This is a genomic window from Micromonospora sp. NPDC051227, from assembly GCF_044455385.1.
Taxonomy (GTDB): domain Bacteria; phylum Actinomycetota; class Actinomycetes; order Mycobacteriales; family Micromonosporaceae; genus Micromonospora.
In genome coordinates this window covers 118,207-137,021 of sequence record NZ_JBITET010000017.1, presented here as the reverse complement: position 1 = coordinate 137,021, position 18,815 = coordinate 118,207, and the positions used below count along the sequence as shown (strand labels likewise).

The 18,815-nt window shown below is 72.2% G+C and carries 17 protein-coding genes and 1 pseudogene; 4 read left to right on the top strand and 14 right to left on the bottom strand.

The window, feature by feature from the left end:
* Positions 1–798: 798 nt before the first annotated feature.
* From ACIA47_RS29555 to ACIA47_RS29545, 3 genes are all read right to left on the bottom strand, one after another.
* Complete coding sequence (locus tag ACIA47_RS29555) at positions 799–1,428, bottom strand: hypothetical protein (protein ID WP_203123761.1); 630 nt, start codon at positions 1,426–1,428, stop codon at positions 799–801.
* A gap of 13 nt (positions 1,429–1,441) precedes the next feature.
* Complete coding sequence (locus ACIA47_RS29550; protein WP_396711579.1) at positions 1,442–3,220, bottom strand: DUF4012 domain-containing protein; 1,779 nt, start codon at positions 3,218–3,220, stop codon at positions 1,442–1,444.
* A 103-nt stretch (positions 3,221–3,323) separates the two neighbouring features.
* Entirely contained in the window at positions 3,324–4,571 is a 1,248-nt protein-coding gene (locus ACIA47_RS29545; RefSeq protein WP_396711578.1) for a glycosyltransferase family 4 protein, read from the bottom strand.
* A gap of 168 nt (positions 4,572–4,739) precedes the next feature.
* On the opposite strand from ACIA47_RS29545, the gene ACIA47_RS29540 reads away from it, so the two are divergent.
* The gene (locus ACIA47_RS29540) at positions 4,740–5,294 is read left to right on the top strand and encodes a low molecular weight phosphatase family protein (protein WP_396711577.1); all 555 of its coding nucleotides are present in this window, start codon (positions 4,740–4,742) and stop codon (positions 5,292–5,294) included.
* Here ACIA47_RS29540 and ACIA47_RS29535 read toward each other — a convergent pair.
* Complete coding sequence (locus ACIA47_RS29535; protein ID WP_238411572.1) at positions 5,275–6,753, bottom strand: polysaccharide biosynthesis tyrosine autokinase; 1,479 nt, start codon at positions 6,751–6,753, stop codon at positions 5,275–5,277. The two genes, ACIA47_RS29540 and ACIA47_RS29535, sit on opposite strands and share 20 nt — an antisense overlap.
* A gap of 323 nt (positions 6,754–7,076) precedes the next feature.
* On the opposite strand from ACIA47_RS29535, the pseudogene ACIA47_RS29530 reads away from it, so the two are divergent.
* A pseudogene (locus ACIA47_RS29530) lies at positions 7,077–7,666 on the top strand (Na+/H+ antiporter NhaA).
* 103 nt (positions 7,667–7,769) lie between these two features.
* Here the strand turns inward: ACIA47_RS29530 and ACIA47_RS29525 are convergent.
* The 10 genes from ACIA47_RS29525 to ACIA47_RS29480 form a co-directional block, all read right to left on the bottom strand.
* A complete protein-coding gene (locus tag ACIA47_RS29525) occupies positions 7,770–7,967 on the bottom strand; it encodes a hypothetical protein (RefSeq protein ID WP_203123768.1) in 198 nt (65 codons plus the stop codon).
* Positions 7,968–7,971: 4 nt separating this feature from the next.
* Entirely contained in the window at positions 7,972–8,295 is a 324-nt protein-coding gene (locus ACIA47_RS29520; RefSeq protein WP_203123771.1) for a hypothetical protein, read from the bottom strand.
* Positions 8,292–8,654, bottom strand: coding sequence for a DUF1622 domain-containing protein (locus ACIA47_RS29515; RefSeq protein WP_112587098.1), 363 nt, complete (start codon positions 8,652–8,654; stop codon positions 8,292–8,294). The genes ACIA47_RS29520 and ACIA47_RS29515 overlap by 4 nt, the downstream gene beginning before the upstream one ends.
* Before the next feature lie 39 nt (positions 8,655–8,693).
* A complete protein-coding gene (locus ACIA47_RS29510; protein WP_203123810.1) occupies positions 8,694–9,281 on the bottom strand; it encodes a TMEM165/GDT1 family protein in 588 nt (195 codons plus the stop codon).
* A gap of 217 nt (positions 9,282–9,498) precedes the next feature.
* Entirely contained in the window at positions 9,499–10,464 is a 966-nt protein-coding gene (gene egtD, locus ACIA47_RS29505; RefSeq protein ID WP_396711576.1) for an L-histidine N(alpha)-methyltransferase, read from the bottom strand.
* A gap of 20 nt (positions 10,465–10,484) precedes the next feature.
* Positions 10,485–11,261 carry an ergothioneine biosynthesis protein EgtC gene (gene egtC / locus ACIA47_RS29500; protein WP_396711575.1) on the bottom strand — a complete coding sequence of 259 codons (777 nt, stop codon included), beginning with the start codon at positions 11,259–11,261 and terminating at the stop codon, positions 10,485–10,487.
* Positions 11,262–11,304: 43 nt separating this feature from the next.
* Positions 11,305–12,651: an ergothioneine biosynthesis protein EgtB gene (egtB, locus tag ACIA47_RS29495; RefSeq protein ID WP_203123812.1), complete on the bottom strand. Its 1,347-nt coding sequence runs from the start codon at positions 12,649–12,651 to the stop codon at positions 11,305–11,307.
* Positions 12,652–12,671: 20 nt separating this feature from the next.
* The gene (gene egtA, locus ACIA47_RS29490) at positions 12,672–13,907 is read right to left on the bottom strand and encodes an ergothioneine biosynthesis glutamate--cysteine ligase EgtA (RefSeq protein ID WP_396711574.1); all 1,236 of its coding nucleotides are present in this window, start codon (positions 13,905–13,907) and stop codon (positions 12,672–12,674) included.
* A gap of 155 nt (positions 13,908–14,062) precedes the next feature.
* Entirely contained in the window at positions 14,063–14,836 is a 774-nt protein-coding gene (locus ACIA47_RS29485) for a hypothetical protein (protein ID WP_396711573.1), read from the bottom strand.
* 16 nt (positions 14,837–14,852) lie between these two features.
* Entirely contained in the window at positions 14,853–15,485 is a 633-nt protein-coding gene (locus ACIA47_RS29480; protein ID WP_396711572.1) for an RNA polymerase sigma factor, read from the bottom strand.
* A 537-nt stretch (positions 15,486–16,022) separates the two neighbouring features.
* On the opposite strand from ACIA47_RS29480, the gene ACIA47_RS29475 reads away from it, so the two are divergent.
* Both ACIA47_RS29475 and ACIA47_RS29470 read left to right on the top strand, forming a co-directional pair.
* Positions 16,023–17,387, top strand: a complete 1,365-nt coding sequence (locus ACIA47_RS29475) for a protein kinase (protein ID WP_396711571.1) — start codon at positions 16,023–16,025, stop codon at positions 17,385–17,387.
* A 125-nt stretch (positions 17,388–17,512) separates the two neighbouring features.
* A complete protein-coding gene (locus ACIA47_RS29470; protein WP_396711569.1) occupies positions 17,513–18,775 on the top strand; it encodes a nucleotide sugar dehydrogenase in 1,263 nt (420 codons plus the stop codon).
* Positions 18,776–18,815 lie beyond the last annotated feature (40 nt).

Below are 18,815 nucleotides of genomic sequence, written 5' to 3'. Positions count from 1 at the left end.
GCACCTCGTCCGGCGCTGCACAAACAAGGGAAAAAGTCTTGGGAGGTGAAACCCGTGTCGGGCGTCGGGGTCGGCGTACCTGGCGAGCCGGGGGGCACCGGGTCCCTGTGTAACGACCGGCCGGCCGGAGTCATTCCGGGGGGATGGCCCACCTGCCGGGCACCCTGGTGGCGGTGCCCGTCGGTCGGTCGTGGGGAGTGCAACGACCGGGGGCCAGGGTCATTCCCGGGGGCCCACCTGCCGGGCACCCTCGTAGCGGTGCCCATCGGTCGGTCGTGCGGACTGCAACGACCGGACCCGGGTTGGCATTCCAACCTGCCCGACCAGCCCCAGGGGTTCGGGCGGCCAGTCGGTGGTACTGCGATCGTCAGGGTATGTAACGACCCCGACCCGGCCATGATTCCAGCCCACGGGGGCGCCCGGTCACCACCCACAAACCCCCACCAACGACCAAACCACCCACACAGCGCCGGCCTTACAGCGCCGAACCGGCCCTCACCCGGGGTGATCCACTCGGGTTCACGGAAGTCGGGGCATCCCGGACTCCCGAACCCCGACTTCAAGGAACCCGAGTCGATCACGAACGGACCGACCGCGCAAAGGCCGCAAGACGGACACAAGGCGCCGAAGATCGTACCGGCGGCATCTCGACCTCGACATCGACGGGCATGGCCGGACCGACGACGGTCCCCGGGACGACGCTGGCGGGCCCCGTCTCCCTGAACAGGCTGGCGCCCGTCGGAGTGTTCCGACGGGCGCCAGCTTCGGTGCGATCCGGGCGCAGCCCGGTGGTGTGGATTAGTGCGCCGCACCACCGAAGCGCTGGCGGCGACGCCAGGCCAGGGTCAGCAGCAACATCACTGCTCCGGCGCCGACCAGGCCGCCACCGAGCTTCATGGGCGTGCCGAGGCTGTCACCCGTGACGGGCAGCGGCTGCTTCTTGTGCAGCACCCGCAGCTCGGTGGTGGCGGTACGGCCGGACTCCCGTCCCGTGGCGGTGAAGGTCAGCAGACCCGTCACCGACGGCCTGTAGCTCTTGGTGAAGCGACCCTGGGCGTCGGTGAACGCCGTGAAGTTCAGGGGCGCGCTCGCCTGGTAGGCCACCGGGGTCATCGCCACGGTGCTGCCGTCGCTCCGGCGAGCCGGAGCCTGACCGCCGGCCGGGGCGGCCAGCGGGGTCACCGTCACCGAGATGTCGACGGTCTCGTTCGGGCCGAAGCCGGTGCCGGTCAGCAACACCGTCTCGCCGAGGAAGATCGTCGGTCGGTTGACGGTCAGTGAGGCGGCTGCCGGCGGGTACGGCGGCGGCTGGGGCGGGTCGGTGGTAGCGCTGGGCGTCGGCTGCGGCTGTGCCGCCCCCGCTGCCGTCGGCACGGCCACCACGGCCAGGCCGACCGTGAGCGCCATGATGATGCGGGATAGCCGCATGATTGGTTCCCTCCTACTGATCACAGCTTGGTGCGGAATGAACTTGGGTGGTCCAGGGGCTGGCGGTGGGGGTCAGCCACAGCTCGGCCTGCCCGACGCCGGTCTTGGCCGTCAGCACGGTGACCTCCAGCGCCCTCTCGGCGCCGGGGCCGACGTCGACGCTGGCCGTCGCCACCTGACGGCGGCGTTCGGTGCCGCTGCCAAGCGCCGTCTCGGCGCCGTCCAGTCGGGCCTCCAGCACCGCTCCACCAGCCGGGCTGAAGATCGACACCAACGTGCGGGCGGTGTACGGATCGCCAGCCAGGCCGAGGCCGAGAACGGATTCGCTAAGTCCGGACTTCGGCGCCGTTGAGCGCAGGGTCACCCGTAGCCGGAGCTCACGGCGGCCGTCCGACCGGCATTCGCCGACCGTCAGGTTCGCCGTCGGCCGCAGGTAGTAGCCGAGCTTCGCGCCGCTGCCGTCGTTGAGGAACACGCCGACAGTCGGCACGGTGTCCTGTTCCGGAAGCGTCCCGGCCATCCGGCTCTCGCCGAATGTCCGCTGTTCCTCAGGTCGGGCACTCCAGAACAATATCCGGCGTTCGGTGATAGCACGGTCGAATGCGGACAACAACACCCGTGGGTTGACATTCTTCTTGAAGAAGGCGTCGAACACCGCCGACGCCGACGCCGCGAAGAACTCGTCCTGCTGTTTGAGGTCAAGGCGCTGGTAGCTGTCATTGAGCAGGGTCTGCACTACCTTCTCGCTGGCGAGCGGGACACCGCCGGGCACCAGCACCGGACCGGTCGCCTTGAGCAGGTAGGACAGCACCACCGGGTCGACGGCGAGCACGCCGTCGACAGTGGTGCCGGTCTTGCGCCGGAACATCTCGCGGTACAGCGCCGCGGCGGTCGGGAAGTGCGGAGACAGGTTGACGTCGGCGGGATAGATGCCGGGCAGGTCTGTCCAGAGGGCCCGGGTCTCGGCGGGCACCTTCAGCGCCGGGGTGAACCGGCCGAGCGAGGCACTGCTGCCCTGCTTGCCCATCTTCACCTTGCCGTTCTCCGCCTCGATCATCGCGTACGCGCCGAACATGCCGCCGGTGGCGCGCAACTCGGCGAGGTTCTGCGAGACCAGCAGGTAGCGGCGTGGGCCGTTCGCGCCGAGCAGCGGCGGGAGGAGTCGGGCTCCCTGGTCGGCGGCCGTGGTGAGGCTGGCCAGCCGGTCGATCTCGTCGCGCAGGTCGGTCAGCGCCTGCCGGATCTGGCTGACCAGGCTGTCGACGGGCACCGCGGCCAGGTTCTGGCGGGTACGTTGGACCGACTCGTGGGCCGCGGTCAGCTGTGTGGAGACGGCGGCGAGTCGGGCGAGGTCCACCCGCCCGCCGGTCGGCACCAGGCTGGTCAGATCCGCCCGAAGCAGGGTCGGGAACGCGTGTCGGGCCAACTCGTCGATGGCGACGGCGATCTGCGCGACGGCGTCGAGGTCGTCGCCGGCGATCGGCGTACGCCGCCCGAGCTGCCACGTCGGATCGGCCGTCGCCGCGCGGGCCGCGCCGGCCTGCTCCTGAAGAGCGGCGAGCGTCCGCAGGGCGCGGCCGGTGTCCCCACCGACAGTCTGGGCGCTCAACTCTCGGGCCAGGCCAGCGGCGTTGAGCAGGTGGGTGCGCGCCTGCCAGCCGCGGAAGCCGACCCACCCGGCGGTCGCCAACAGCAGCGAGCCGACCACCAGGGCGCCGAGGAGGGCCCGTCGCAGTCGGGCGTGCCGACGACGCCGGGACCGGCTCCGCCGCCGGATCGGTCGTTCGCTCACCGTCACACTACACTCCCATTCACGGAACCGGACAGAAGGTCGATTCCCTGACGTTCTTAGCACGCATCAGGGAGGTTCGTACCGTTATTGCGTTTGTCGCCCTTTAAGCGAATTTCCTTCGTGGTTCCGTGGCGGGCTGTGCGACCCGTCCGGCCGCCTCGTGCAACAGCCGTTCGATCTGGTCCACGCCTGCGGGCAGCGACATCTCTCGCAGGTACGTGGCCCGACCCCGGCGACCCATCTCGGTGCGGGTCGGCGGCGGAATGGTGGCGGCCAACCAGAACCGGTCGGCCAGCGCGGCCCAGTCCTCCGGCGGGCAGGACAGCCCAGCCCGAGCCCGCTCGACCAACTCGGCCGTGTCCCCGCCGGCCGACGCGATCACCGGCGCGGCGCAGGAGAGCGCGGCCTGGAGCTTGCCGGGCACCATGCGGCGCAGCTCCGGAAGGTCGCGCAGCATGACCAGTTGGTAGTCGGCGGCGGCGTACAGCTCGGGCATGTCGACCGGCGACCGCCGCTCCAGGAAGCGGACATTCTCTGCGCCCAGCTCGGCGGCGAGCCCCCGCACCCGCCGCTCCGCCGCGCCCGAACCGACCAGGACAAGATCCATCGTCCGGTCCAGCGCCGCGGCCGCCCGGACCGCGGTCTCCAGCCCCTGCCGCGCCCCGATGGTCCCGGCGTGCATCACCACGCACCGTCCATCCCGGCGGACCAACTGGCGGGCCGCCGCGCCGGGCGTCGCCGGGTGGAAGATCCGCTCGTCGGTCCAGTTCAGCACCAACCGGACCCGGGCCGGGTCGGCACCGGCGGCGACCACCAGCTCCCGCATCGACGGCGCGGCGACCGCGATTCGGGACGCGGCCCGGTAGATCCGGGTCATCGCGTTGCCCATTCGCGCCACCCAGCGCCCCTCGCCCCCCTCTTCCGCGCCGTCGCGGGCCCAGACGTCCTGCACGTGCAGCACCGCCGGCACCCGCCCGAGCAACCGGAGCACCCCGGCGGCGGCGAACGTCGTCGCCGGGAGCTGAAAGACGTAGAGCGCGTCCACGTCGCCCAGGAACCGGCGGGCGACCAGCCCCGCGCTGCCGGCGAAGGAGAGGTAACTGGCCATTCTTCCGCCGATGGACGCGGCGCCCCCGGGGTACCGGGGCACCCGTCGGACGCTCAGCCGTTGGCTGTGCGTCTCGTGGTGCCACCGCTGTCGCCAGCCGGGATAGACGTGCCCGCCGGGGTAGTCCGGAAAGCCGGTGAGGACCCGCACCTCGTGCCCACGCGCGGCCAACTCCTCGGCGAGGCTCCCCGGGATGAACGCCGGCTCGGGCGGAAAGTGGTACGACAGGATGCCGATCTTCACCGGTACGCCCCCGTCCCACAGAGATCGCCGGCGGCCGGCGCGGCACCACGACCGGCGGGCGTGCGGCGCGCGTACGATGCCGACAACCCCTCCCCGCGCGGCCACCGGCGTCGACGCACCGCCCTCGCGGTGCGAGCGCCCGCGTCCGTACCGATGAGAGGGGCACCGATGGCTGATCGCGTGTTGTTCGTCTGCCACGCCAACCTGTGCCGGTCACCGATGGCCGAGTACCTGGCCCGTCGGCTGCTGGCCGACCGACCCGTCGAGGTGGCCAGCGCCGGCACCGACGCGATCGACGGGCTGGTCATGCACCCGTACGCCATGGAGGTCGCCACCGAGAGCGGCGCGGACCCGGCGGCGTTCCGGACCCGGGCGTTGCGCCCCGAGTACCTGGTCGACGCGACGCTCGTGCTGACCGCGACCCGACGCCAACGTTCGGTCTGCACCTCGTTGGCGCCGGGAGCGCTGCACCGGACGTTCACGCTGCGCCAGTTCGGCCGGCTCGCCGCGGCGGCCGAACCGCCCGCCGACTCGGCCGAGGACCCGTTGCGGGCGGCGATCGCCGCCGCCGCCCAGGCCCGGGGACGGCTGCAACCCGCCGCCCCGGACGAGGACGACCTTCGGGACCCGATCGGCGGTACCGCGGCCGACTTCCGACGCTGCGCCGAGGAGATCGAACGGTCGTTGCGACCCCTCGCCGCGCTCATCGGGGCAGCCGGGTGAGTTCCTGGGTGTGGTCGGGGACGCCGTTGACCCCGTCGGCGGTCGCGCTGTGCCGGCCGGACGCGGCCCGGTCGGCCGGCACCGACGCCTCGGGCGTCGAGGCGACCACCCGGTAGGCCTCGTACTGGTACGCCTCGGCCTTGGCCACCTTGGCCATGTTCAGCACACAGCCGAGCAACCGGACCGAGACCGAGTGCAGCGACCGGGCCGCCGCGGCGACCTGGGTCCGCGAGGTACGGCCCTGCTGGGTCACCAGCAGCGCGCCGTCGGCCTGCACGGCCACCACCACGCCGTCGGTCACCGCGAGCAGTGGCGCGGTGTCGATGATCACGATGTCCGCCGACTCGCGCAGCGCCAGCAGCAGGTCCGACATGGCCTTGGAGCCGAGCAGCTCGCTCGGGTTCGGCGGGGCCGACCCGCTGGGCAGCACCAGCAGCGACTTGTCGCCCCAGCGCTGCACGACGTCGCCCACCTTCACGTCGCCGACCAGCACGTCGGTGAGACCGACGCCGGCGTCCAGGCCCAGGTAGTCGTCGACCTTCGGGCGGCGCAGATCCGCGTCGACCAGCAGCACCCGCCAGCCCGCCTCGGCCAGGGCGATGGCCAGGTTGCAGGAGAGCGTGGTCTTGCCCTCGCCCTGCAGGGCGCTGGTCACCGCGATGACCCGGGCCGGCTCGTGGACGTCCACGAAGCGCAGGTTGGTTCGCAGCTTGCGGACCGCCTCGGCGCGCGCCGAGGTCGCGGCGTCGCCCACGATGAGAGGCGCGCTGCGGGCGTTGGCCTCGAACGGAATCTCACCGAGCAGCGGGCTGCCGGTGGCGCGTTGCAGGCCGGCGGCATCGCGCAGTCGGACGTCGGCGACGCCCCGCAGGATCGCCAGACCGACGCCGAGGATCAGACCGACCAGACCACCGAGGGTGAGGTTGCGGGCCGGCTGCGGCGAGACGGGGTCGGCGCTGACCCGCGGGCCACTGACCACTTCGATCTTGATGGGCGCCTTGCCCTCCGGGGTCGTCTCGACCTTCTGGACGAGCTCGACGAACTTGTTGGCGAGGCTCTCCGTCACGCGCAACGCGCGAGTCTGGTCGGTATCGGTCACCGACGCCCGCAGCAGAACTGTGCCGGTCTCGGTCGAGGTGCTCACCCGGCGCTGCACCTCGTCCGCGGTGAGGCCGACCGGAGTCTCGGCCACCACGCTCTGCGCCAGCCGATCGCTGCTGAGCAGATCGGCGTACGACTTGACGCGCTGCTGGAGGAAGAGCCCGCCCTGATAGGCGTCGCTGACGCCGGTGTTGGGGGTGGTGACGAAGAAGGTCACCGAGGCGACGTACCGGGGTTGGGCCCGTACGGTCAAAAACGCCGAGACGCCGAGAGCCACCATGACCGTGACCAGCGCGACCCACCAGTGCCGACGCACGTGGCGCAATTGGCGGAGCAGTTCCATCAGGAGTGCCCCCATGCCGGTCCGGTTACGGCAAAGAACTTCACGAAAACCCCCAAGGTCGTCTCTAAACTCGTGAAACCATTAAAGCGGCTCATGCGGCTTATGTCCGGAGTTATGTATTTTCTGGCTGCGAGATGTGCGCCCGCATGACCAACCCGACAAACGCCCATTCGGCTGCGGCGACAACCGGGAAAAAGTCGGAGGCCGATCGGATGACATCCGATCGGCCCAGCGGTCGCCGCCGACCGCGCCGCCGGATAGGGTCCACAGCGGTGTGCCGGAGAGTCTGGTCGGCGAGTGGATTCCTGCCGTCCCGACTCCTGCAGGTGAGCCCGAAGTTGACCTCCCCCACCCCGCCATCCGGCCCGCGTCCGCCGAAGATCCGGCTGTTCTCCCGATCGTCCTGGCCGCAGGCCCCGGCACCTGGCCGACGTGCTGCGTACCGAAACCGTCGGCGGCGCGCTGCTGCTGTCCGGCGCCGTGATCGCGCTGATCTGGGCCAACTCCCCGTGGTCCGACTCGTACACGCGGCTCGGCGACGTGGTGCCCTGGCCCGGCGCGCCCTGGCGCCTCGACCTGAATCTGACCACCTGGGCGGCGGACATCGCCGGCGAAGGTGGGCTCGCCGCGCGCCTGGAGCATCGCTGGCGGCCGGTGGCGGCCGGCATCGCGGTGCCGATCTTCGCCCTCTTCGCCGCCGGGGTCACAGTGCGCGGCACCGACCTGGGCGCTGGCGTTCGGGGCGGGCAGCACGGCCGACGACCGGGTCAAGGCGGCCGTGCTGCTCGGCTCGGTGATCTCCGCCGGGTTGGCCGCCACGGTGCTGAGCCGCCGCAACACGACGTACCGGAGGGTGGCGGAGCGGGAGCGGCTGGACGCCGACGGGGACGGCGTACCCGACGTCTACCAGCACCCCGACGCCCGCTGAACCCGCCGGTGCGGCCCGGCGAACGCGAAGCGCCGAGGGGCGGCGCGGCGAGCGCGGGTTCGCCGTCGTGCCGCGCCGCCGCACCAACCGCGCGGGCTTGCGCTCAGTGGCGACGATCGGCGGGCGGCAGGTCCTCGGTCTCCTCGACCAGTGCCTCGGCCGTCGGCCCGGTGAGGTCGTCGCCCGGCACCGCCACCGCCTCGACGCGATCCTGCTCATCGGGCTTCCCGCCGGGCGGCGGCTGCGGGGCGGTGGCACCGCCGGCGTAGCCGTACTCGTTCGGTTCGTCGTGCCGGCTCATGTGGTCATCCTCCCGCTTTTCCCGTTTCACCTGTCGAGGCCAACGGTAGGTGGTGATCGTCCTCGGCGCAGCGCGCCGGGGATTGTCGGCCGGACCATGGTGGTGGGCGGCTGAGCGCCGCCCCGAGCAGCTGACGCAGGGCGATGATCGATACCGCGCCGGCCAGGCCGTTCCAATCCGGCTCGCCGGCGAGCCGGAGCAGACCGGCCGCGGTGAGCAGGTCCAGCAGTACCCGGACGCCGCTGCGCAGCGCCCCGCTGCTGAGCGTGGTGAGCACCCCGGCGACCAGCGCCAGGGCGGTGACCGCCGTGACCAGGGCGCCCGTCACGGCCGACGCTCCCCCTCGGCCACCTGACGCTGCTCCTGACGGATCTCGCGGCCCAGAAAGTAGTTCAACGCCGTTCGGATCGTCGCGATGGCGGCCAGTTGGCCGATCTGCGTGAACGACGGGGACACCGCCGTACGCAGCACGTCGGCCGCCAGCTGGAATTCCAGGCCGAGGGTCAGAAAGCGGCCCAGCGAGAGCCGGATCGGCGTGAAGCGGGCGGCGCTGCGGTGTCGCAGCCCCTCGACCACGAACCGCACCGCCGCCCACACCGCGCCAACGAAGATCACCAGCGCGCCGGCCACCTCCACCACGGCAACCAGCACCTGGTCGCCCTGGCGCAACAACTCGGCCGGCTCCACCCCGGGCCGTTACCCGCCCACGGGGCGGCTAGTCGATGCTCAGGTCAGCTCGTTCACCGCCTCCAGGATCAGCCAGAGACCGGAGATGGCGAAGAGGATCGCGGCACCGTACTTGATGGTCTTCTCCGGCAGCCGCCGACCGAGCATCCGGCCAACCAGGATGGCCAGCGCGTCCGCGGCCACCATGCCGATGGTGGAGCCGAGCCAGGTGCCGAACCAGCCGTACTGGGTGGCGAGCGTGATCGTGGCGAGCATCGTCTTGTCGCCCAGCTCGGCGAGGAAGAACGCCACCGACACCGCCACGATCGCGGTCTTGCTGGTCTTCTCCGCCTTGCGCTTCTCCTCCTCGGTGAGCTTGTCCCCGCGGAGCGTCCACGCGCCGAACCCGAGGAACGCCACACCGGCCACCAGGGAGATCCACTCGGTCGGCAGCACCGCCCCGAGACCCACGCCGATGGCGACCGACGCCAGGTGCACCACCGCGGTGGCGACCGTGATGCCGATCAGCACCGGGATCGGTTTGAACCGCGTGGCGAAGGTCAGCGCCATCAGCTGGGACTTGTCCCCCAGCTCGGCGACGAAGATGACGCCGAAGCTGATGACCAGCGCGGCGAAAAATCCCTCCATGACGTCCTTCCCGTTCACGCCGGGAGGAGGTACAGGGGCGCCCTCGACCCGGCTGCAACAGCCTGAGTCGAAGGTCTCGCCCGCCCCGAGGGAACCGGGGCCGCGTGGCCGGATGCGGAACGCACCAGTATGTCGACCACGACATTGGGGGCTACTCCCCTTCGCGTGATCAGCCTATCGGATCACCGTCCGGCCCGGCCGCGCCGGGTGAACAGGCTCACCGCGCCCGCGCCAGCGTCACGCCGAAGAGCCCGTCCGGGTCGGTCCAGAACTCCGCCGTGGCGAAGCCGGCCGAGGCCAGCTCGGCGGCGACCCCCTCCCGGTGGAACTTCGCCGAAACCTCGGTACGCAGCTCCTCCCCCGCCGCGAAATCGACTGTCAGCCCCAACACCCGCACGCTCATCGGCCGGGTCGCCCGCAACCGCATCTCGATCCACTCGTGGTCCGGATCCCAGACGGCGACGTGCTCGAAGGCGGCCGGGTCGAAGTCGGCGCCCAACTCCCGATTGATCACGCGCAGCACGTTGCGGTTGAACTCGGCGGTGACCCCGGCGGCGTCGTCGTACGCCGGCACGATCACCGACGGGTCCTTCACCAGGTCCGTGCCGAGCAACAACCAGTCGCCGACTTCCAACGCGGCGCGCATCGCCGTCAGGAACTCGGCCCGCTCGGCGGGCAACAGGTTGCCGATGGTGCCGCCGAGGAACACCACCAACCGCCGACCGCCGGCGGGCAGCCGGTCCAGTTGCCGGGTGAAGTCCCCCACGATGCCCCGCACCCGCAGGCGGGGATAGTCGGCCGCGATCTGGGCGGTGGACCCACGCAGCGCACTGACCGACACGTCGAGGGGGACGAACGTGCCCAGCCCACCCCGGCGGGTGAAGGCGTCCAGCAACAGCCGGGTCTTCTCCGACGAGCCGGAGCCCAACTCGATGAGCGTCTTGGCCCCGGTCAGAGCCGCGATGTCGGGAGCGTGCGCGGCCAGCACGGCCCGCTCGGCCCGGGTCGGGTAGTACTCGGGCAGTCGGGTGATCTCCTCGAAGAGTTCGCTGCCCCGGGCGTCGTAGAACCACTTCGGCGGCAGCCACTTACGCTCGGCGCTCAGCCCGGCCCGGACGTCGTCGCGCAGGCCACGCTCCAGGTCACCCTCTTCGAGGTAGATCTCCAGGGGTTCCGCGGTCATCCGTTCGCTCCTCTGTTCGATCAACCGTTGCGTGCCTGCCCGGCGCTGCTCACCGGGGCCGGCAGTGGATGTACCCGCACCTCACCCGCGGTGGCGACGACGAGATGCCCCTCCGGCACCGACCGCCACCCGGGATCGTCGTCGTGCGGCTCGGAGGCGAGCAGCACCGAACCCGACGTCTCGCGGACCGACAACGCGTGCCCCGCGACGCTGGCCACCACCCGGTGCCCGTCGGTGAGCAGCAGGTTGAGCCGCGACCCGGGGGCAGCGGCGGCGACGTCGGTCACCGTCCGCCCGACCGCCTCGACCGGGTCGGCGCCAGCGCGCAACCGATGCCGCACCAGCGCCCAGAGCAGCGCCGAGTCGGTGGTGGCGTCCAGAGTGAGCAGGTCACGCACCGGCAGACCGGCGGCGAGCGGCACCACGGCGTCCGGCCAGCCGCGGACCACACCGTTGTGGCTGAACAGCCACCGCCCCTCGGCGAAGGGCGCCGCCGCGCCGTCGAGCACCGCCATCCCGACCGTGGCCGAACGCACCGCCGCCACCACCGCCGGACTGCGGGTCACCGCCGCCAGTTGGGCGATGGTCGGGTCGCTCCAGATCGGCTGCGCCCGCCGGTACCGCACCGGCTCACCCCCACCCGGATACCAGCCGACCCCGAACCCGTCGGCGTTGATCGTGCCGCCACCGCGCATGTCACGGGGCGCCCAGGACTGCCGCACCAGCGAGTGCGGAGGGTCGAACAACAGCTCGGCCAGGGTGACCGGCGGCCCCAGGTAGGCCAGGTGGCGACACATCAGCGCCTCCGGCCCGCCGCCGGGCCGCCGGTCGTGCGGCGACTCACCGGTACGACTCGTCCGGTCGCGCGTCCCGGGCGCAGCGGAAACCGCTGAAGATCTGCCGGCGGATCGGATAGTCCCAGTTACGGAAGGTGCCGCGGCAGGCGGAGCGGTCGGTGCCGAACGAGCCACCGCGCAACACCCGGTAGTCGCCGCCGAAGAAGACCTCCGAGTATTCGCGGTAAGGAAACGCGGTGAACCTTGGATGCCCGTCGAACGCGGTCGAGGTCCACTCCCAGACATCGCCGATGAGCTGGTGCACACCCAACGGCGAGGCGCCGGCCGGATATGCGCCCACCGGCGCCGGCCGCAGATGGCGCTGGTCGAGGTTGGCGTGCGTCTCGGTCGGGTCGTCGTCCCCCCAGGGGTAACGACGCGACCGCCCAGTCGTCGGATCCCACCGGGCCGCCTTCTCCCACTCCGCCTCGGTCGGCAGCCGCTTGCCGGCCCACGCCGCGTACGCCTGCGCCTCGTACCAGCACACGTGCACCACCGGCTCGTCGGCGCGGACCCGCGCCCACTGACCGAAGCGCCGATACGACCAGTCGTCGCCGTCGCAACGCCAGTGCATCGGGGCGCTCAGCTGCTCCCGAACCCGATGCTCCCAACCGGCCGCGCTCCACCAGCGCTGCTCGGTGTAGCCGCCGTCGGCGATGAAGGCCATGTACTGGCCGTTGGTCACCGGGGCGGCGTCGATGACGTACGCCGGGAGGTCGACCCGGTGCGCCGGACGTTCGTTGTCCAACGCCCACGCATCGGTGTCGGTGCCCATGGTGAACTCGCCGGCCGGCACCAGCACCTCCGCGCCGACCTGGACCGACGGCTCGGGTGGCGCCGGAGCGTGCAGCACCGCCGGCCCCGAGCGCAGCTGGTGGGTGGCGAGCATGGTCTCGTCGTGCTGCTGCTCGTGCTGCACGATCATGCCGAAGGCGAACCCGTCGGCGACCAGCGGCCGCGCGGTGAAGGTCACCGCGTCGAGCAGGTCGTGCACCTTGTCCCGAACGGTGGCCAGGTAGGCGCGCGCCTCCGCGGGTGGCAACAGGGGCAGCGCGGGGCGGTCCCGGCGCGGCTGCTTGAACGCGTCGTACAACTCGTCGATGTCACACCGGACCGGCTCCCGGCCACCGACGTCCCGGACCAACCAGAGCTCCTCCTGGTTACCGACATGGGCAAGGTCCCAGACCAACGGCGACATCAGCGGTGAGTGCTGGCGCGTCAGGTCGGCGTCGTCGACCACCTCGGTCAGCAATGCGGTGCGAGCCCGGGCCCGCGCCAACTCCACCGCGATGTGGTCGCGCAACTGCTCCCCGTGGACGCCGCCTTCCGTTCGCGACTGCGAGGCTCGCAAAACCGGCTCACTCCTCGCGCTCACTGGTCTCTCCTCTCTGCGGCGGCCAGCCGCTGGCGGACCCCTCGCCGGATCTCGTCATGGGTGCTGGCCGGCAGCTCCAGTCGGGGCAGGGTGGTCAGGGCCAGGTCGAGCAGAGCCGCCGCGGCGGCGGCCAGCGCCGGGTCGGCCAGGCCGTGCCGGGCGGCGGCCGACCAGCGGTGCGCCACCGGCGTGGCGATCGTGTACGCCTCGCGCACGGTGCCCTGGTCACCGAACAGGGCGGTCAGCACCGCCAGCGGCAGCCGCCAGCCGCGATCGGGTTGGGCGTCCAGGTAGCGCAGCTCCAGATAGCCGCGCGGGCGCACGGGCGGAAAGAGGGTGCTGACGTGGTAGTCGAGGTCATCGGTGGTGGGCGGTTGTGGCAGCGCGCCGTCGAGCCAGTCGGCGAAGGTCACCCCGGGCGGCGCGGCCCAGTCAGCGCTGTTCCGGCGCAGACAGAGCAGCGGCGCGGCGAGCACGTAGCTGACCCAGGCGTCGGTTGGATCGTCCCCGGCCCGAGAGGGCGACCAGACCGGGCGGGTCCGGGCCGGGTCGATGGCCAGCCAGGCGGCCATCCGGGCGGAGGCCCAACCGGTGCGGCGCCCGGCGTGTCGGGCGGCGGACGCGAACGCCGCGAGCAGTGGGGGCCCGACCGCGTGGGCCGCGGCCCACCGGTCCGCGACCTGGTCCGGCTCACCGGCGTCGAGGCAGATCTGCAGGCCGGCGGTGCTGTACATCATCGTGCGGCCGGCCGGGCCGTGGCGGTCGAAGGCTCCGCGCATCGCGCGGTAACGGGGGGTTTCCACCACCGGGCGCGGCCGTCGGTGGGGGTCGATGCCGCTGCTGCCGAGGATCAGCCCGGCGGCGGCCAGCAGGTCGGTGACCTGGGCGATGTCGGCCTCGGTGGCGCGGATCAACGCGGCGACCGAGGGGCGGGGCGGGGTGGAGATCTCCAACTGGCCACCCGGCTCCAGGGTGACCATGCCGCCGTGTCGCAGCGGCTCGGCTGGGCTGGTGACATCCAGCGTGGCGGGGCTGTGCCGCCCCAGCGCCGCCCGCAGCCGGGTCGCGTCGACGGGGCGGGCGGGATCGGCGGCGTCGTGCACGGTCCATTCCAGTTCGACGCCGGTGTGGGTGGGTGGGCCGGTCTTGAAGCAGATTCGAGCGAGGTGTCGGACTGCGGCTGCGGACTCGCGCAGGATGGCGCTGCGGTCCAGGTCGGATGACGTCACCAAGGGTCAGGCCCCCTCTCCGTGCGCCGGGTCCGGCACACCGTGCCACCGTAAACCCACCCACCGACACCGTCGGGGCGTGCACGGCACCACCAACCTCTGTCTAACAGACGAATTTTCGAAGCAGGGCGGAACAAACCGCTCCAACCGCCGACCGGTCAGCCGCCGGCGGGGTGGCCCGGTCGCGGCGGTGACGGCGGGGCTTTCCCCGACCGGGACGGCTTGCCCTTCGCCGGCTCGGACGGCGTGACCTTCGCCGACTCGGACGGCTTCGTCTCGGGTACCAGCCGTTCGCAGTACGCGTCTACCTCGGCGGGGCCGCCGGCGGCGGTCACCAGCTTCTGGAAGGCCGGCGTGCGTAGCGCCTTCTCCCGCTGCTCGGGCGCCTTCGCCCGCCACGCGCGGCACAGTCCGTACATCTCACCGGCGGTAGTGGGACTGGCCGGCGGCGTGGCGGTGACGGGCGGCGGCGCGCCCGGCGACGGGGCGCCGGGGCCCACCGACCGACCGGGCTCGGCCGACCGGGACACGCCCTGGTGCGGCGAGGGTGACGGGCGCGACGGTGCCGGTGCGACCGGGTCTGGCCCTCGGTCCCGGGTGACCGCGGCGAAGGCGGCCCCCGCGGTGGCGGTAGCTGCCACCGCACCGATCCAGGCCACCGCGCCGGTGGTCATCCGGCGACGGCCTGGCCCCAGCGGCACGGCCGGCGCCGGGTCGGCCCGGGCGGCCCGGAACGCGGCCACCGCGGCGTCCTCCCCGGCCAACTCGCCCGGGCGAACGGGGCCGGCCGCTGCGGCGAGCAACGCGGCCACCGGCTCGGCCGGGGGCACGCTCAGGGCGCTCGGGTGATCCACCGCGGCGTCCACCCGGGCAGAGACCGAGTCGAGCAGCCGCTCGGTGTCGGCGCGGTCGGCCCGCCGGAACGGGTTCATCGGGAGTCCCCTCACGTCAGCCGTCCGCCGGTTCGACGTGCGATGCCCGCAGGGCGGGGCCGCTCCCCGCACGCGGCGGTGGCACCCCCTCGACCCCGACCGACGACTCGGCCGGGCTCTGCCGCTCCAGCAGGACCGCGAGCCGGCGTAGGCCACGGTGAGCGGCGGTCCGCACGGCACCGGCACGGCGGCCCAGCACCCGGCCGGCGGACCCCGCGTCCAGCCCGATCACGGCCCGCAGCAGAACTGCTTCGGCCTCCCGGGGCGGGAGGGTGGCGATCAGCGCGAGGGCGGTCTCGGTACCGATCGTCTCGCTGGCTCGCTCGGCGGTGTCCGCGTCGCTGGCGAGCTCGACGAGCGCCTGCACCGGGACCGGGAGCGATGGGCGGCGGCGCATCCGGCGCAGGTGGTCCATCGCGCGGTTACGGGCGATGGTGACCGCCCAGGCCCGAAACTCACCCCCGGTGAAGCCGGGCAGATCACGGGAGATCTGGAGCCAGGTCTCGGAAGCGACGTCTTCTGCGTCGGCCCCGACGAGCGCGGTCAGGTACCGCAGCAGCCCGGGCTGGAGGCTGCGGTAGAGAAAGCGGAACGCCTCCTCGTCCCCGGCCTGCGCGGCGCTCGCCACCTCCGACAGGTCGGCGGTCATGCGCGACCCACGCATCGTTCGGGGTGTGTCGGCCCGACCAACCGGGCTGGCGCACGCCACGCGGCACGAGTCGTCCGCCTGATCAGCACCAGCACCGCACCGCCCTCCACCGCTCTGATTGTGCCCGCGTCCACGATTGTCGGGGCGGCGCCTCCGGGGCCAACGTCAGGGTGGTCGATCGGCGCGCTGCCCGCCGAGGTAGCCGGGAGGGCCCGAGCCGGGCTAACGCTAAGAGGGGGCTCACGACCCGACAAGTCGGCGTCGTGTCACGGAAGAGTGACAATTATCAACCCGGCCCGACGGCGCGTCGTCGTAACGGCCAGTACGCAGCAGACGCCGACCACCCCTGTAGGCCGTTTCTTGCCGCCGTCGACGACCCGAGCGACGGAAATAGTCGCTTTTTGTGACACCACACATCCGCAGCGTCACGAAGGGTGAGCGTCCACACAGGTCAGGCCGGATCAGCCAGTCCGAACCAGCCGCCCGGCGGCCCTGCCGCGGCGCGCCGCCCCGCGCCACTCTAGGTACGGTAATGCGGTGTTGTCATCGGAGGTCGTGCTCAGCGGTCGCTACCGCTTGGACGAACGTGTCGCTACGGGCGGCATGGGCGACGTTTGGCGTGCCTCCGACCTGATCCTCGGCCGGCAGGTCGCGGTCAAGGTTCTCCTGCCGGCGCTGGTCTCCGATCCCGATTTCATCGCTCGGTTCCGCGCCGAGGCCCGGATCATGGCGGCGCTGCGGCACCCCGGCATCGTGCAGGTCTTCGACTGCGGTGCGGACGACCTCCCCGACGGCGGGCGGGCGGACTACCTCGTCATGGAGTTCGTCGCCGGCGAGCCGTTGTCCAAGCGCATCGAGGCGGCCGGGCGGCTCGACGTGGCCGAGACGATGTCGATCGTGGCCCAGGCGGCCGCAGCGCTCAACGCGGCGCATCGCGGCGGCATCGTGCACCGCGACGTCAAGCCCAGCAACCTGCTGGTGCAGGAGGACGGCACCGTCGTCCTGGTGGACTTCGGCGTGGCCCGCTCCACCGACATCACCAGCATCACCAGCACCAACGCGGTGCCGGGCACCGCCCTCTACATGGCTCCCGAGCAGGCCGCCGGTCGGCCGGTCAGCGGCGCCACCGACATCTACGCCCTGGGCGCGGTCACCTACTGCTGCCTGACCGGCAGTCCGCCGTTCACCGGTGACAATCCGCTCCAGGTGGCCGTGCGGCACCTGGACGACGAGCCGCCGGAGCTGCCGCACGACATTCCGGAGGCGGTCCGCGCTCTGGTGTCGCGGGCCCTGGCCAAGGATCCGCTGGAGCGGTTCACCAGCGGAGCGGCGATGGCCGAGGCCGCTCGGACGGCGGTCACCGGCGGCGAGCCGCCGACGGCGATGGCCGGGCCGGTCGCGCTGCGCGACGCTGGGCCGGGCACCCGCACGGACGTGCCGGCCGGCGCGGCGGTGGCGGATGGGCGCCAGCGACGGCGGGGTCCGCTTGTCGGCGCGGCGGCGGCCATGCTGGTCGCGCTGGTCGGGCTCGGCGCGGCGCTGGCCGCGACGCGTAACGTCGGCGAGGACCCGGCGGTCAATCTGCCGGCCACCTCGCCGACGGTGGCGCCGAGCGGCCCCGTCGATCTGCCCGCGGCGAACGAGCAGATCACCAGCGTCGGGCCGGGCCGGTCGGACCGGCCACACGGGCCCGGCAACTCCCCGTCGGCGTCGGTCTCCGCCACGCCGAGCCCGCAGCCGAGCCAGACCGCCAACTCGCCGACGCCGACGGCAGGCGTCAGCACGGCGCCGCCCACCAGCGCGGCGCCCACGACGGCCGCGCCGCCGACGACCAGCGCGCCTCCTGATCCACCCGCCACCTCCAGCCCGCCTGTCGATCCCGAGGTGCCGGCGGGCGGTTGAGCCGACGGCTGTCGCCGACCCCCGTCGGTCCCACCAGCACCGATATCCCCAAAACGGACTTACGACGCCGAAGACGCCTCTAGGCTCTCAGCAGGCTATTTACACCATCTGCTGCGGGAGCCTGGGTGAGCGCTGAAAAGCTGGTCGTGATCGGTCAGGGGTACGTCGGACTACCGCTGGCCATGCGGGCCGTCGAGGCGGGGCTCGACGTGGTCGGTCTCGACGTCGACGCCGACCGGGTGAAGCGTCTCGCCTCCGGCGAGTCGTTCATCGATGACATTCCGGCCGACCGGCTGGGCCGCGCGTTGGGCAGCGGCCGCTACCACCCCAGCACGGAGTACACCGACGCTGACGGGTTCGACATCTGCGTCATCACGGTGCCGACCCCGCTGCGTGACGGGACCCCGGACCTGAGCTTCGTCGAGCAGGCCGGCATCGGTATCGGCCCATACGTACGCCCGGCCTGCACGGTGATCCTGGAATCGACCACCTACCCGGGCACCACCGAGGAGCTGCTGCGCCCGCTGTTGGAGTCGGCCAGCGGCCTGACCAGCCCCGGTGACTTCCACCTCGGCTACAGCCCCGAGCGGATCGACCCCGGCAATCCGACCTGGCGACTGGAGAACACCCCGAAGGTGGTCTCCGGTGTGGACCCGGCGGCGTTGGCCCGGGTGGACGAGTTCTACCAGCGCCTCGTGGAACGCACCGTACCGGTGGACTCCACCCGTGTCGCCGAGCTGACCAAGCTGATCGAGAACACTTTCCGCCAGGTCAACATCGCGCTGATCAACGAGCTGACCATGCTCTCGCACCACCTCGACATCGACGTCTGGCAGGCGATCGACGCCGCCTCGACCAAACCGTTCGGCTTCATGCCGTTCCGGCCCGGCCCCGGCGTCGGCGGGCACTGCCTGCCGATCGACCCGTGCTACCTGTCCTGGCAGGTCAAGCGCCGCCTCGGTCGGCAGTTCCGGTTCATCGAGCTGGCCAACGACGTCAACCACGAGATGCCCGAACACGTCGCGCAGCGGATCATGGGAGGGCTCAACCGGGACGGCCGGGCCGTCAGCGGTGCCCGACTACTGCTGCTCGGTCTGGCGTACAAGAAGAACACCGGCGACATGCGCGACTCCCCCGCCGTGGACGTGGCCCGTCGGTTGCAGGCCCTCGGCGCCGAGGTGCACGCCGTCGAGCCGTACGCCGAGGCGCACCAGATCCCCGCCGGGGTCACCGTGGTCGGGCTCAGCGAGCGTGAGGTGCGTGCGGCCGACGCGGTGGTGGTGGTCACCGACCATGACACCTTCGACTACGACCTCGTGGTCAGACACGCCCGCTACATCTTCGACACCCGTAACCGGTGCGTCGGCCCGATGGTCGAGCGCCTGTAGACCCGGCACCGCTGGCCGGTCCCGCCGCCGGGGAAGATGG